General features: G+C 69.1%; 15 protein-coding genes. 2 read left to right on the forward strand and 13 right to left on the reverse strand.

Annotated features, from left to right (window positions below):
* Nucleotides 1–51 precede the first annotated feature (51 nt).
* The gene (locus OG963_RS16215; RefSeq protein ID WP_093772409.1) at nt 52–732 is read left to right on the forward strand and encodes an N-acetylmuramoyl-L-alanine amidase; all 681 of its coding nucleotides are present in this window, start codon (nt 52–54) and stop codon (nt 730–732) included.
* A 21-nt stretch (nt 733–753) separates the two neighbouring features.
* Here OG963_RS16215 and OG963_RS16220 read toward each other — a convergent pair whose 3' ends face one another.
* The 3 genes from OG963_RS16220 to OG963_RS16230 form a co-directional block, all read right to left on the reverse strand.
* On the reverse strand, nt 754–1923 hold the full coding sequence (locus OG963_RS16220; RefSeq protein WP_093772411.1) for a cysteine desulfurase family protein: 1170 nt from the start codon (nt 1921–1923) through the stop codon (nt 754–756).
* A gap of 143 nt (nt 1924–2066) precedes the next feature.
* Entirely contained in the window at nt 2067–2399 is a 333-nt protein-coding gene (locus OG963_RS16225; protein ID WP_256223395.1) for a DUF4190 domain-containing protein, read from the reverse strand.
* Nucleotides 2400–2456: 57 nt separating this feature from the next.
* Entirely contained in the window at nt 2457–2618 is a 162-nt protein-coding gene (locus OG963_RS16230; protein ID WP_030930964.1) for a hypothetical protein, read from the reverse strand.
* A 135-nt stretch (nt 2619–2753) separates the two neighbouring features.
* Here OG963_RS16230 and OG963_RS16235 point away from each other — a divergent pair, with 135 nt between their 5' ends.
* The gene (locus tag OG963_RS16235; protein WP_319738650.1) at nt 2754–3383 is read left to right on the forward strand and encodes a TetR family transcriptional regulator; all 630 of its coding nucleotides are present in this window, start codon (nt 2754–2756) and stop codon (nt 3381–3383) included.
* Nucleotides 3384–3682: 299 nt separating this feature from the next.
* Here the strand turns inward: OG963_RS16235 and OG963_RS16240 are convergent, their stop codons facing one another.
* The 10 genes from OG963_RS16240 to OG963_RS16285 form a co-directional block, all read right to left on the reverse strand.
* Nucleotides 3683–4528, reverse strand: a complete 846-nt coding sequence (locus OG963_RS16240) for a thioesterase family protein (RefSeq protein WP_030930970.1) — start codon at nt 4526–4528, stop codon at nt 3683–3685.
* An 89-nt stretch (nt 4529–4617) separates the two neighbouring features.
* Complete coding sequence (locus tag OG963_RS16245) at nt 4618–5289, reverse strand: trimeric intracellular cation channel family protein (RefSeq protein WP_093929351.1); 672 nt, start codon at nt 5287–5289, stop codon at nt 4618–4620.
* Between the two features lie 18 nt (nt 5290–5307).
* Nucleotides 5308–6648: an ABC transporter ATP-binding protein gene (locus OG963_RS16250; protein ID WP_256223456.1), complete on the reverse strand. Its 1341-nt coding sequence runs from the start codon at nt 6646–6648 to the stop codon at nt 5308–5310.
* A 47-nt stretch (nt 6649–6695) separates the two neighbouring features.
* Complete coding sequence (locus tag OG963_RS16255) at nt 6696–7784, reverse strand: ABC transporter ATP-binding protein (RefSeq protein WP_030930981.1); 1089 nt, start codon at nt 7782–7784, stop codon at nt 6696–6698.
* Complete coding sequence (locus OG963_RS16260) at nt 7781–8791, reverse strand: ABC transporter permease (protein ID WP_030930984.1); 1011 nt, start codon at nt 8789–8791, stop codon at nt 7781–7783. The genes OG963_RS16255 and OG963_RS16260 overlap by 4 nt, the downstream gene beginning before the upstream one ends.
* A 145-nt stretch (nt 8792–8936) precedes the next feature.
* A complete protein-coding gene (locus tag OG963_RS16265; RefSeq protein ID WP_093929352.1) occupies nt 8937–10694 on the reverse strand; it encodes an ABC transporter substrate-binding protein in 1758 nt (585 codons plus the stop codon).
* A gap of 57 nt (nt 10695–10751) precedes the next feature.
* On the reverse strand, nt 10752–11750 hold the full coding sequence (locus OG963_RS16270; RefSeq protein ID WP_093772419.1) for an ABC transporter permease: 999 nt from the start codon (nt 11748–11750) through the stop codon (nt 10752–10754).
* A gap of 503 nt (nt 11751–12253) precedes the next feature.
* Complete coding sequence (locus tag OG963_RS16275; RefSeq protein ID WP_030930993.1) at nt 12254–13036, reverse strand: enhanced serine sensitivity protein SseB C-terminal domain-containing protein; 783 nt, start codon at nt 13034–13036, stop codon at nt 12254–12256.
* A gap of 186 nt (nt 13037–13222) precedes the next feature.
* Nucleotides 13223–13993: an enhanced serine sensitivity protein SseB gene (locus OG963_RS16280; RefSeq protein WP_093772421.1), complete on the reverse strand. Its 771-nt coding sequence runs from the start codon at nt 13991–13993 to the stop codon at nt 13223–13225.
* Nucleotides 13994–14073: 80 nt separating this feature from the next.
* Nucleotides 14074–14754 (reverse strand): AAA family ATPase, encoded by a 681-nt coding sequence (locus OG963_RS16285; RefSeq protein ID WP_093772423.1) that lies wholly within the window; start codon nt 14752–14754, stop codon nt 14074–14076.
* Nucleotides 14755–14849: the final 95 nt, after the last annotated feature.

Below are 14849 nucleotides of genomic sequence, written 5' to 3' on the forward strand. Positions count from 1 at the left end.
GGGTACGGGGCGCCGGGAACCGAATGCTCTCGGATATGCGTTGTCGATCTCATGGGGACCAAGGAGACGGCAGGCGCCGGGCGGTCGGCGGGGACCGGACCGGAGCACGGCGTCAGCCGGCGCGGGTTGCTGATCGGTGCTGCTGTCACGGCGGTGGGCACGGCGGCGCTGGCCCGGGAGAAGCTGGAGCACGCCTGGTGGCGGCTGCCCGGTGTGGAGAAGCCCCGCAAGCCCGGCGAGCTGGATTACGCACGGGCGCGGTGGACAGCGGCGTCCCCGGCGAACTGGCGGCGGGCGGACCGCCCCGCCGACTACGCCATAGACCGGGTCGTCATCCATGTGACCCAGGGCAGTTTCCGCGGCGCGGTCAGGGTCTTCCAGGACCCCGGCCACGGTGCGGCGGCGCACTACGTGGTGCGCAAGGACGGCCATGTGACACAGATGATCCGTGAGCTGGACGTGGCGTTCCACGCGGGGAACAAGTCGTACAACGAGCGCAGCGTCGGCATCGAGCACGAGGGGTTCGTGGACCGGCCGCAGGACTTCACGGCCGCGATGTACGAGGCGTCGGCGCGGCTGTCGGCCGCGATCTGCGGCCGGTACCGGATACCGGTGGACCGGACGCACATCATCGGGCATGTGGAGGTGCCGGGCACCGACCACACCGATCCGGGCCCGCACTGGGACTGGGACCGGTACATCGAACTGGTTCGGGCTGCGGGCGCCCGGTGAGAGCGGGGCCCGCCGCCCGGTTCAGCTGAGGCCCGCCGTCCGCGCGCGCTCGACCGCCGGGCCGATCGCCCGTGCGACGTCCTCGACGTCCTGCTTGGTCGATGTGTGTCCGAGCGAGAACCGCAGCGTGCCGCGGGCCAGGTCCGGGTCGGTGCCGGTGGCCAGCAGTACATGGCTGGGCTGGGCGATTCCCGCTGTGCAGGCGGAGCCGGTGGAGCACTCGATGCCCTGGGCGTCCAGCAGCAGGAGCAGGGAGTCTCCCTCGCAGCCGGGGAACGTGAAGTGGGCGTTCGCCGGGAGCCGGCCGCCCGGCGCCGGATCACCGCCGAGGATCGCGTCGGGAACGGCCGCGAGCACGGCCGTGACCAGCTGGTCACGGAGTCCGCCGATCTCCCGGGAGAACTCCTCGCGGCCGTCGGCGGCGAGCCGGCCGGCCACCGCGAAGGCGGCGATGGCGGGCACGTCGAGGGTCCCGGAGCGCACATGCCGCTCCTGGCCGCCGCCGTGCAGCACGGGTACGGGGGTGTGGGCGCGGCCGAGCAGCAGCGCGCCGATGCCGAACGGACCGCCGATCTTGTGCGCGCTGACGGTCATGGCGGCCAGTCCCGACCGGGCGAAGTCGACCTCCACCTGACCGAAGGCCTGCACCGCGTCCGAATGCATCGGCACATCGAACTCACCGGCCACGGCAGCCAGTTCACGTACCGGCATGATGGTGCCGATCTCGTTGTTGGCCCACATCACGGTGACCATCGCCACATCGTCGGGGTTGCGCTCGATCGCCTCGCGCAACGCGTCCGGGTGGACGCGGCCGTAGGAGTCGACGGGGAGGTATTCGACGGTCGCACCCTCGTGTTCGGCGAGCCAGTCGACGGCGTCCAGCACGGCATGGTGCTCGACGGGACCGGCGAGTACGCGGGTGCGTCGGGGGTCGGCGTCGCGGCGGGCCCAGTAGAGGCCCTTCACGGCGAGGTTGTCGGCCTCGGTACCGCCGGAGGTGAAGACCACCTCGCTGGGGCGTGCGCCGAGGGCGTCGGCGAGGGTCTCTCTCGACTCCTCGACGGTACGGCGGGCCCGGCGCCCGGCGGCGTGCAGTGAGGACGCGTTACCGGTGACGGCGAGCTGGGCGGTCATCGCCGCGATCGCCTCCGGAAGCATCGGCGTGGTCGCGGCGTGGTCGAGGTAAGCCATGGTGGGCTCGATTCTACGAGCCCGGGGTGGGGCGTATGCCGGGCGCATCGCGGTCCGTACCCGCGCACGCCGGACAGGTGTCGTGCCACTTGCCCGAACCGGAGCCCGATCCGGCCGGGTGTGCCGCCGCAGGACGCCGTCGGTCAGCTGCCGAAGCTCCAGGAGACGGTGCCGTTTCCGGTGACCAGGAAGGCCAGGACGACGAGGTCGGCGATGCCGAGGGCGAGTCCGAGAAGGGCGCGGCCGCGGCGGGCGGTGGATCGGGCGAGGGCGATGACCGCCATCACGATGGCGATCGGGCCGAGCACGATGTTCATCACAAGCAGGCCGATCAGCCCGAGCACGAAGGAGGCGACGGCCAGACCGTCGGCGTCCCGGGTGCTCTTCCTGCGCCCGACGGGCAGCGGGGCGTCACCTCCGGCGGTGGCGGCTTCCGTGCCGGCGCCGGCGCGGCGGGCGAATGCGGTGAGTGTCATGGTGCGGGCTCCTTCGTCTCTTTCATTGGCTCGAACGTCGGATCGGAACGGGTCGGATCAGTGGGACCGGCGGTGCGCGCCCAACCGCTCACGGACGGCGAAGATCAGCAGCCAGCAGCCGATCGCGGCGGCGAGGGCGATGGTCAGCGGGAGCGGAATCTGGACCACCGCCCCGAGGACGACCCCCAGCAGGAGCAGGGCGGCGACGAGGATGACCATGTTCGGCCTTTCTGCGAGTTCTCGGGGCACTCGGACGCTCTGCGCATCATTTGAGAGCACGAGTGTTCACTGACTTATCAGTCTAGACCCGCCCACCCCTTCCATGGTCCGGAGAACAGTTGTTTACTGAATGGCATGAGTCACACCGTCGGCATCCGCCAGACCCAGAAGCTGAAGACCCGTCAGGCACTGCTGGACGCCGCGCTCCAGCTGCTGGAGCACCAGAGCCTGAGCAGCCTGGGACTGCGTGAGGTGACGCGTGCGGTGGGCGTCACGCCGACCGCCTTCTACCGGCATTTCGACGACACCGCCGCGCTCGGCGTGGCACTCGTCGAGGAAGCGCTCGGCAGCCTGCACGGGGTGATCGGCGCGATCCTCGCCGAGACGGGCGACAGTGAGACCCGACTGGACCGCAGCGTCGAGCTGATCACCCGTCATGTACGTGAGCAGCCCGCCCACTTCCGCTTCATCGCCCGTGAACAGCACGGCGGTGTCGGCCGGGTCCGCGAGGCCATAGCGGCCCAACTTCGGCTATTCGCCGAGGAGGTGGCCGAAGCACTCGCCGCGGAGCCGGAGTCGCGGGGCTGGAGCGACGAGGACCTGCTGATGCTGGGTGGTCTCTACGTCGACCACATGGTGATCACGGCATCCGCGATGCTGGACGCCGGCCCGGCCGGCGAGGCCCAGGTGGCCGATGTCACCCGCCGGCGGCTGCGGCTCGTCACCCTCGGCAGACGCCACTGGCTGGACGGCACCGGCGCCTAGGGACCGGCCGCGGGCATGGAGGCGCCGGACATCTCGCACAGGAGGACATCCCGGCCGAGCCGGCCGCCACGCTCACCCGCCGCCCGCCGCCCGCATGCGGAACGGCGATCCCGCGCACAGCCGGGCGCCGCATCGGGGCCGCGTGCGAGCCTTCGAAATGCTAGGCATGCCCGAAGGGACCGGCCCGGGGTCCGGAGAGCAGCATGACCGACAGCAGCCGGTCGAATGTCACACCGTCCGGCCTCCTGGACCACCTGGCACCCGCGCGTCAGGCGGTCCGGGAGCCCGGGCGGCGTGGTTCAGCTGCGCGGGGCGCGGGCCAACTGGCGGGACTGGGCGACCAACCGGTCGGCGCTGTCCCAGACGTCCGCGTCCTCCTCCAGGAAGCCGCCCGCGAGGTTGCGGGTGGTGATGGAGACGCGCAGCGGGCCGGGGGCCGGGCGGCAGCGGATGTGGGTGGTGAGCTCGATGGTCGGCGTCCAGCCCTTGAGCCCCAGCTCGAACGAGGTCGGCGGCAGCGCGTCGACGGTCAGCAGCAGGGAGTACGGGTCGGCGTCACGCCCATCCGCGAGGCCGAACCAGCCGCGCATCTCGCCCTTGCCGGACGGGGCGCCGATGGCCCATCCGACGGTCGACGGGTCGAGCTTGATGTTGAGCCGCTCGGTGATCGCAGAGCTGCCGGGGATGGGCGCCGGGCCGTCACCCGGGCCGAAGCACTGCTCGATCGGCGCCATGGCCGGCGGCTTCACCGACGTGCGGACGTCGTCGGAGAGGGAGTCCAGGTCGCCGTACGTGCCGAGGACCCGGATGCGCTCGACCTCGGTGCCGTCCTCCGCGTACTGGAAGAGCGACGCCTGACCCGTGGAGAGGGTACGGCCGGTGCGGACGACCTGCGTCCGGATCACCGCGGGGCCGGGAACCGACGCCGTGAGGTAGTGCGCGGAGACCGAGAAGGGATCGGGGTGCGGCAGGGCCTCGCCGAGCGCGCGGCCGAGCATGGCCAGCAGATATCCGCCGTTGACGGCGTGGATGATCGTCCAGCCCGCGGAGAGTTCGGCGTCGTAGACGCCTTCTTCGCGAAGGGTGACAGCGGTGTCCCTGTCGAACTCGCTGTCGCCGATGAGTGCCTGAGCTGCCTGTGCCATGAGATGCACGGTACACCGATTGCATTACTGAGCGGTAGCTTTTTTGATTCGACGATGTGTCGGCGTATCGCGACGCGAGCCGGGGCCCGTCAGGTGGCGGCGGAGCGGTCCTCGGCCGCGGCCGAGGATCGCTTGTACGCGCGGGGCGCCCGCCAGTGGAACCGCATCGCCAGCAGCCGCAGGACGAAGGCGGCGATCACAGCGGTGCCGCTGGTGAAGGCATTGATCGCGCCGAAGCGGATGCACAGCACGATCATGGTTGCGCCGACCATCGCGGGCACGGCGTACAGATCGCGGTCCCAGCGCAGCAGTGACGGCGTCTCGTTGGCGAGCACGTCACGCAGCACACCACCGCCGACCGCGGTGGCCAGGCCGAGGGCCGCCGAAGCGGTGAGGCCCAGGCCGTAGTCGTACGCCTTGACGGTGCCCGTGACACAGAACAGCCCCAGGCCCGCCGCGTCGAAGACGTTCACCGCCACCTGGATCCGCTCGACGTGCGGATGCAGGAAGAAGACCAGGCCGGCGGCGAGCAGCGGAGTGAGGAAGTAACCGAGATCGGTGAAGGCGGCGGGTGGCACCGCCCCGATGATCAGATCACGGAACAGCCCCCCGCCCAGCGCTGTCACCTCGGCGAGTACCGCGATGCCGAAGACATCGAAGTTCTTGCGTACGGCGAGCAGTGCGCCGGAGATCGCGAAGACAAAAATTCCGACGATGTCGAGCGCATGCTGGACGGAGGGCGTGAACAGTTCGTTGAGCACCGGGCAATTGTGCCGGTACTACTGCTTGGGGCTGTCCTCCGAGGTCCCGGACGGCGTCGGGGCGTCGTCCGAGGACGGCCCGGCGGTGTCGTCGCCGTCGGTCGTGTCGTCGGACGCCGAGGCCTCAGCCGGTTCCGCGGCTTCCGCGGCCTCGGCCGACTCAGCCACCTCGCCGGCCTCCGAGGACTCGGTGACCTGAGCGGGCTCCGCGACCTCGGTCGGCGCGATGTCCTCCGAGGACTCCGCAACCTCGGCCGCCGCCGCCTTCGTCACCGAAACCACTTCGACCGCCTCCCGCGCCGCGGCCAGCACCTTCTCGCCCGGCACCTGGTCCGGCGCGTTCTCCGGGTGGTGGCAGGCCACCTGGTGACCGGTCTTCAGCGCGATCAGCGGGGGTTCCTGCGTCTTGCAGATCTGCGTCGCCTTCCAGCACCTCGTGTGGAAGCGGCAGCCGCTCGGCGGCGAGATCGGCGACGGCACGTCGCCCTTGAGCAGGATCCGCTCGCTCTTCACCCCACGCCGCCGCGGGTCCGGCACCGGCACCGCGGACATCAGAGCCTTGGTGTACGGGTGCATGGGCGACTCGTACAGCGACTTGCGGTCCGTGAGCTCGACGATCTTGCCGAGGTACATCACGGCGATGCGGTCCGAGACATGGCGGATGACCGAGAGGTCGTGCGCGATGATCACGTACGTGAGCCCGAGCTCGTCCTGGAGGTCGTCGAGCAGGTTCACCACCTGCGCCTGGATCGACACGTCCAGCGCCGAGACCGGCTCGTCGGCGACGACCAGCTTCGGCCGCAGGGCCAGCGCGCGGGCGATGCCGATGCGCTGGCGCTGGCCACCGGAGAACTCGTGCGGGTAGCGGTTGTAGTGCTCGGGGCTGAGCCCGACCAGCTTCAGCAGCTCCTGGACGTGGTTCTTCAGACCGCCCTCGGGCTCGACGCCCTGGAGCCTGAACGGCGCGCTGACGATCGTGCCGATCGTGTGGCGCGGGTTCAGCGAGGAGTACGGGTCCTGGAAGATCATCTGGACGTCGCGGCGCATCGGCCGCATCTGCCCCATGGACAGATGGGTGATGTCCCGGCCCTCGAACTCGACCTTGCCGCCGGTCGGCTCAAGCAGCCGGGTGATCAGCCGGCCCATGGTCGACTTGCCGCAGCCGGACTCGCCGACGACGCCCAGGGTCTCCCCCGGGTACACCTCGAAGTCGATGCCGTCGACGGCCTTGACCGCGGCGCTCTGCCGGCCGAACAGACCCTTGCGGATCGGGAAGTGCTTGACCAGGCCCTCGACCTTGAGCAGCGGCTCGCGCGGGGCGGTGGCCTGCTCCGGGATCGTCACGTCCTTGTCGAGCACGATGGGATCCTTCTTCTCGCTCACGTCGCTCACCTCATTCGCCTCGCTCACAGCTTCGGCGCAATCTCTTCGGTCCAGATCCGGGTGCGCTCCTCGGGTGCCATGTGGCAGGCCGAGTAGTGCCCGTCGCCGACCAGCTTCAGCTCGGGACGTGTGGTGCGCGTGATGTCGCCCTTGGGGACGTCCGCGTACGGGCAGCGCGGGTTGAAGGCGCAGCCGCTCGGGATGTTGATCAGCGACGGCGGCTGGCCCTTGACGGGGATCAGCCGTTCGGTCTGCTCGCGGTCGATGCGCGGCATCGAGGTGAGCAGCCCCCAGGTGTACGGGTGCTGGGCCTGGTAGAAGACCTGCTCGGCGGGACCGCGCTCGATGCACCGGCCGCCGTACATCACCAGCAGCTCGTCGGCCATCTCGGCGACGACGCCCAGGTCGTGCGTGATCATGATGACGGCGGAGCCGAACTCCTTCTGCAGGTCCCGGATCAGGTCCAGGATCTGCGCCTGGACGGTGACGTCCAGGGCGGTGGTCGGCTCGTCGGCGATCAGCAGCTCGGGGTTGTTGACCAGCGCCATCGCGATCATGGCGCGCTGGCGCATACCACCGGAGAACTCGTGCGGATAGGCGTCGACCCGCTTGTGCGGCTCGGGGATGCCGACCCGGTCGAGCATCTCGATCGCACGCGTACGGGCGATCTTCTTGCTGACCTTGTTGTGGACCCGGTAGGCCTCGACGATCTGCGCGCCGACCGAGTAGTACGGGTGCATCGCGGAGAGCGGGTCCTGGAAGATCATCGCCATCTTGCGGCCGCGCAGTTCGCGCACCCGGTCGGCGGTGGCCCCGATCAGTTCCTCGCCGTCCAGCCAGACCTCGCCGGAGATCCGGGCGTTGGGGGCCGTGCGGTGCAGGCCCATCACGCCGAGCGACGTGACGGACTTGCCCGAACCGGACTCACCGACGATGCCGAGGGTCTGCCCCGGCTTCACATCGAAGCTGACGCCGTCGACCGACTTGACCAGGCCGTCGTCCGTCTGGAAGTGGATGCGCAGATCCCGTACGGAGAGGAAGGCCTCGTCGTCGCCGGAACGCCGGCCGGCCACCGGCTCGCCCGGCGCCTCGGTCTTGGAAACCTCACTCACGAGAGCCTCACCCTGGGGTCGATGGCGGCGTACACCAGATCCACCAGCAGATTGCAGATGACGATGAAGAAAGCGGCGACGAGCGTCACACCCATGACGATCGGAAGGTCGTTGTCCTGCACGCTCTTGACGGCGTACTGGCCGAGTCCGGGGAAGGAGAACACGGTCTCGGTGATCACGGCGCCGCCCAGCAGCAGACCGAAGTCCATGCCGAAGATGGTGACGATGGGGGTCAGCGCGGCCCGCAGCCCGTGCTTGCCGATGACCCGGCTCTCCTTGAGGCCCTTGGCGCGCGCCGTACGGATGTAGTCCTCGCCCATGGTCTCCAGCATTCCGGCCCGGGTGAGCCGGGCGTAGAGCGCGGAGTAGAGGAAGGCGAGCGAACACCACGGGATCAGCAGATTCCATGCCCAGTCGGCCGGATTATCCGTGAAGGCGACGTAGTTGACGCCTTCCCAGATCGGCCACTGCACGGTGAAGACGCCGAGCGCCAGCATGCCGGTGAAGAAGATCGGGAGGGAGACGCCGGCCAGGGCGACACCCATGAAGAAACGGTCCAGCAGCGAACCCCGCTTGAGGGCGGAGACGACACCGATGGCGATGCCGCTGACGAGCCAGATCACGGCGGCACCGACGGCCAGCGAGAGCGTCACCGGGATGCGCTGGGTGAGCTGCGGCCAGACCTCGACGTGACGCTTGAAGGAGTAGCCGAAGCACGGGGCGTGGCACTGCGAGGCGTCGGGGCCGAAGTTGTAGGTGGCACCGACGAAGATCTGCTTGATGAAGTGCCAGTACTGCGTGTAGAGCGGCTGGTCGAGACCCAGGTTGTGCTTGACCGCGGCAATGGACTGGGGATTGGCATCCTTGCCCACATACTGCGCGGCGAGCTGGTCCATCGTCTGCCCGGCCAGCCGGGGGACGAGGAAGAAAATCGCGAAGGTGACTGCGCTGACGATCAGCAGCAACAGCACCGCGCCGAAGACGCGTCGAATGATGTACGCAGCCACAGCTGTCCGGCGGCGGTGTCCGCCGGCCGGGCGCTCCGAGGAGCACCCGGTCCGGCGGACACCGAAACCTTCACCTGCCTTTCGAACTTTCGGGGGTACGGGGGTCGCCCCCCGAATGAATCAGCCCGGCGGACAGGCCCGGCAGTTACTTGGAGGAGCCCATCAGCAGGTAGTCGTACATGCCGAGGTATGCCTGCGTGACCGTGACGTTGGTCGCGGAGACCGGACGCAGCAGCAGGTTCTTGCGGTAGACGAGCGGCACGGCGGAGGCGTTCTCAGCGACCAGCTTGTCGATGTCGCCCCAGGCCTTCGCACGGGCGGCGTCATCGGTGTTGGCGATGGCCTCGTTGAGCGCCTTGTTGATCGCCGGGTCGTCGAGTTCCTGGACGTTGTTGCCACCGGTCGGCTTGATGGCCGAGCCGTTGATGATCTGGTCCAGGAAGCCGAAGCCGGTCGGCCAGTCGGCGCCCCACGCGGTCATGATCATGCCGAGCTTGTGCTCGTGGACGTAGCTCGGGTTACCGGCGAAGTTCTGGAAGTACTTGCCGCCCGGGAACGTCTTGATGTTGGCGGTGACGCCGATCTTCTTCAGGGACGCCTGGACCGCGGTGACCATCGACATCTCGGCCGGACGGTCGGAGCGGGCGGAGATGTTGGTCTCGAACCCGTTGGGCTGGCCGCACTCCTTCAGCTCGGCCTTGGCCTTCTCGATGTCGCCCTTGTGACCCGCGGTCTCGTACAGGTCGAACTTGCTGTAGCCACTGACGGTCGGCGGCAGCAGCGTCGTCGCGACGTCACCCTTCGGGTCGCCACCCTGGGCGGCCTGGACCGATGCCTTGTCGATACCCCACTGAACGGCCTTGCGGCAGTGGATGTTGTCGAACGGCTTCACGTGCACGTTCAGACCGATGTACGAGGTGGCGCCCGCGTACGCGTTGTCCGTCTGCTTCTTGAGCTTCTGGTCGGTCAGGACCTTGGGCTGCGTCGCCGGGGCGACACCGGTGCCGGCCGCGTCCACCGTGAGGTTGTCCGCGAGAAGGTCGTTGTCGACCGTCTCCTGCTTGACCTTGAAGCGGATGTTGATCTTGTCCGGCAGGGCCGGGCGGATCGGGTCCGTCTTCGGGTCCCAGTTCTCGTTACGGACGAGGCTGGCGCTCTTGCCCTCCTCGTACGAAGCGAACTTGTACGGGCCCGACGACACGATGTGCTGGACGTACTCGGCGCCCTTGTCCTTCGCGGCCGGCACGGGGGCCGTCTGCGAGAAGGTCGCGAGGTAGTCGAAGTCCGCGAAGGCGTCCTTCAGCTTGAAGACGATGGTGCTGTCGTCCGGGGTCTGGATGGACGCGATGCCGTCCGCGCTCTTGTCCTTGTACGGACCCTTGTACTTGTCGCCGCCGATGAGGTGCGCCTTGAAGTACGTCGGGCCGTTAGACAGCGCCTCGGGCGAGAAGTTGCTCCGCTCGATGGCGTACTTGATGTCCTTCGAGGTGATCGGCGAACCGTCCTCGTACTTCAGGCCCTTCTTCAGGGTGTACGTCCACGTCTTCGCGTCGGCGCTGGGCTTGCCCAGCGACTCCGCGAGGTCCGGGACGACCTCCAGACCGGCGCCGCCGGCGGCCGGCTTGAAGCTGGTCAGCGTACGGCCGTAGAGGCGCGCGAAGTTCTGCACCCAGCCGTAGTACGTGTTGCCGGGGTCGAGGGAGTCCGGCTCGTCCGACAGTGCGAGGGAGAGCGTGCCACCCTTCTTGTCGGATTTGTTGACTACGGAGGTCAGCGCGGCGTCGGTGGCGCCACTGCTACCACCCTTGCTCTTGCTGTCGCTGTCCGAACCGCCACAGGCGGTTGCCCCCAGCGCGAGTGCCACAGCTGTGGCGATCGCAGCTGTCGCTCTTTTGGTCTTCACCTGAGGAATGCCCCCTCGATCGATGGTTGCGGCAGAAGATTTGGCAGGTGCCGCGGATTACTTGCTGCGCGGGTCGAGGGCATCACGAAGCCCGTCACCCAGCAGATTGAACGCCAGAACGGTGATGAAGATCGCCAGACCCGGCACGATCATGTACTGCGGATCGGCCTGATAGATCTCGGCGGCCGTGGAGAGCATGCCTCCCCAGGAGGCCTGCGGCGGAGCGATTCCGACACCCAGGTAGCTGAGCCCCGCCTCGAAGAGGATGTTCGTCGGGATCAGCAGCGTGGAATAGACCAGGATGGGCGCGACCAGGTTGGGCAGCAGCTCCCGCAGCAGGATGAACGGGCCGCGGGCGCCCAGGCTTCGGGCCGCCTCCACGAACTCCCGCTCGCGCAGGCTGAGCGTCTGGGCGCGGACGATCCGGCCCATGTACGGCCAGCTGAAGAAGCCGATGACGAAGATCAGCACCGCGATCCTGAGCGGCAGACCCGACAGTCCGAACGCTCCGTCCTGGAGCGAGGCCGAGATGGAGATCGCGAAGAGGAGCAGCGGGAAGGCGAGGAAGACGTCCATCGTGCGGCTGATGAGGCTGTCGGCCCAGCCTCCGTAGAAGCCCGCGGTGACGCCCATGATCACACCGATGATCACGGAGACCAGGGTCGCGCCGCCCGCGACGAGGAGGGACACCCAGGAGCCCTCGATGATGCGGGACAGGATGTCGCGTCCGTACTGCGGATCGACACCGAGCGGATGATCCCAGCTCATGCCGCCCCAGGAGCCCTTGGGTGACAGCAACGCCGGGTCGATCAGGTCCTGGTGGAACTCGTTGGGGTCGAGACCGAACATCGCCTGGATCGGCTTGGAGAGCACGGCCAACAGCACGAGCAGGATGACAACGATGCCGCCGGCGACTGCCACCTTGTCGCGTTTGAAGCGGTTCCAGGCGATCCGTCCTAGCGAACGACCCTCGATCTGTGAGGTCTTGACGCCCTTCAGCACAGACTCGGGCTGAGAACCGGCCTGCGATTCAGTGGTCTCTATGGGTGCGGTCATCGTCCCTCGTGCTTGCCCATGCCGACGGTTGCCGACGATGCTTGGCGGCCGCCCGGGTCGACGGTGCGGTCCGTTGCTGCCGTGTTGCCGGGTGGTTCAGGTGGTGCCGAGGGACGGCGTGCTGTTCCGGAGCGCTCCGCACCGGATCCGACATCCCTCTGTCCGGGGAGTCTTCAACGCGCCTGCGATCACCCGCCAGACCTGACGGGGAATGTTTGCTCAAACGTGATGAGGTCAGAAGGGTTCCGTAATCCGGACAGCGTTGTTCCAGGAGCGGTTTCAGGCTTTCCAACCGCCACTGTTTTCCGGCCAGTTGCCCCAGGATTCACTGGACACGCCGGATGCTCCGGTAGGCAGGAAATGCCCGGACTTGAGCTTCGGTGATGTCATTTGCCGGTAGCTCAACCGATTTCGGCTGAGTCGGCGCGCGGCCCGGGGCAACTCACCGGGCCCGCCTGCCCGTCGGGGACGCGGCGGAACGAAGCCGGGCGCCTCCGGCTCAGCTACCCGAAGGGGTACCCGTAGGCGGAACCGGCTGCGGGCGGCGGACCGGCCTGGGCGTGTGCCTCGCGGTCGTAGAACGGGCGGGCGTTGGCGCGCAGCCACATCGCGACCGGGTCGTACTCGTCGGACATGGCGACGGTCGAGACGGGAAGCCCGTCCGGGACCGCGCCGATCGACTGCTGCATCATCGCTCGCACCGTGTCGACGGAGGACTGACTCGTGTCGTAGAGATCGAGACCGATGGCGAGATACGGGACACCCAGCGCAGGCTGCACCCAGGCGCGGCGCAGCGAGCGGATCGCAGGGGTGTGATGGGCGTTCTGCGACAGCAGTGCGTAGAACTGCGGGATCTCGATGGCCGGCTCGGTGAGCCGGAGCGGGCCCGCAGGCATCCGGTCGAGGCCGGTGGCGATCCGTCTCAGATCCAGCCAGGGAATGCCGACGCCGCCGCCGGGGGCGTGCGGGTTGAGCCAGATGCCCCAGCGGTCGGGGAAGAGGGCGCGGGCGATGTCGACGCCGGTGACCACCTCATGGGCCCGGTTCCAGCCACTGGCCGCGAGTTCCTGGGCCGAGGTCACACAGGGGGCGTAGCCGAGCCCGTCGATCTCCATGTTCCCGTACTGGGCGTCCGGCGATCCGGCCTGGCCGTGCCAGAGCAGCATCCAGATCCGGTCCTGGGCGAGGGCTCGCAGCAACGCCTCGTACGCGTCGTAGCGCCCGGGCGTCACTTGACGCAGCATGTGCTCGACCTGCCCGGCCGCCGCGGTGCCTGACGCACTCACCCTGGGTCCCGCCCCTCTTCGATCCACTGTGTCGGCCTGCCGCTCCCGGGGCACACGGGTGTGGCACGGTGGCCGAGGCACTAGCCATCAAACCAGCTTAAGCGGCGTCCCTGACACCGACTTGACGTCACAGGCCGACGGGTCGCGCACCGGCCGCCGGGCTACGGCAAGGGGACAACCGGCCGCTCAGCGGCCCTCACGCTGGTAGAACGGCCGGACCCTGGCCCGCATCCAGTCGGCGACCGGGTCCTGCGCCACGTCCAGCAGGACCAGGTTGACCGGCCAGGGCACCTCGACACGGCCGAGCGCGCGGCCCAGGGCGTCCATCGGGGCGTTGCGCCCGGCGCCGTCCCACGTCGAGAACTCGACACCTATGAAGAGGACGGGGTCGCCGCCCTCGATGCTGGCCAGCGCGCGGCGGGCGGTGAGCACGACACCGCTCTCCTCGAATTCGCCGGCCGCGGCGGCGAGGAAGTCGACGGGCTCCTCCTGCCAGTCCGGCTCGTACAGCCGGACACGGCCGCCGCTGGCCGGCCCGTCCAGAGAGGTGCGTCCGGCGCGGCAGAGCTCGGCGACGGCGGGCGGCGGCAGCGGCATGCCGACGGCGCCACCCGGGTTCACGGCTATGCCGAGCTGCGGGGGCAGTCCGCGGGCGAATTCGCGGGCAGGCGCCACGGTGAAGGACATATGGGTGCCGACGCAGCTCAGGAACTGCTGTTCGGAGCTGAAGACAGGTACGTACGCCGCGCCCTCGATCTCCACCGTGGGCAGATCGAGCGACGGCGCGTCGGGACCGCCGCCGTTGGGAAGCGGCACCCAGAGGTGGCTGCGGCCGAGCACCTCGACGAGCCGGCCGCCCGCCTCCGGGCTGCCGAGCGAGGCCCCGAGCACCTCTTCGAGCTCATTGGCCGGCCATCCGCCCTGCGGATGGGTCTGGACCGGTGCCGGAATGTCCACTGCTTCCCTTTCTCGCCCCATGGCTTGCCGCAGAACAGTAACTCCCGCGCGCCCCTCCGCGCCGACGGGCGGCACAGCCCTCAGGGGCTGGTGTCGGCGAATGTGATCCGGGTCAGCATCCCGGCCGCCTCCCGGTCCAGCAGCACCGCCGAGCAGCAGCCGGGCGGCAGGATGCCGGCCTCGGTGTCCCGCAGCAGCCTGCCGACGGCTCTGCGGTGCCGGGCGAAGGCGTAACCGGAGACTCCGCGTCCGCGCTCACGCTGGCCCTCCCTCGCCACCTGCGCGGTGACGTCCAGCAGCACGAGGTGGAGGACACGGCCGCGGCGTCGCGCGTCCCGGGCCAGCCAGCCCCGTACCCACGCCTGGGTGCCGCAGTCGTGGACCACGACCGGGTCACCGGAGCGCAGCGCGCGCCAGAGCCCCCAGTAGTGGGCGACACGGACCAGCGGGCGGTAGAGGGCGTACGGGAGTAAGCGGGGCATTCGTCGCGCCCAGCGGTCCCGGGTGTCCTGGGAGTCGATGGCCCGTACGTTCACCGCTCGCTGGATGAGCGTCGACTTGCCGCTGCCCGGCAGCCCGGAGACCACCACCACATCGCCCGCGGCGAAGTGCAGGCCGCGCGGACTGCGCCCGGCGCGCTCGCGCAGATCGCGCACGACGGGCGCGTGCGTGCCGAGCCTTTCCCGGACAGGTGTGCCCGGCTGCGCGGCCATCGCGCCGTGCGCGACCCCCGCGGTCGTCGCGTACCGCTGCAACGTCATTGCCCTCCCCCTGTCGGTCGACCACGCCTGCCCTCGAAGTGTAAAGAAAAGGCAATGCGAGACAACCGTCCCACCGTTCGTTTCCCTCACGAGGT

Source organism: Streptomyces sp. NBC_01707, from assembly GCF_041438805.1.
Lineage (GTDB): Bacteria > Actinomycetota > Actinomycetes > Streptomycetales > Streptomycetaceae > Streptomyces.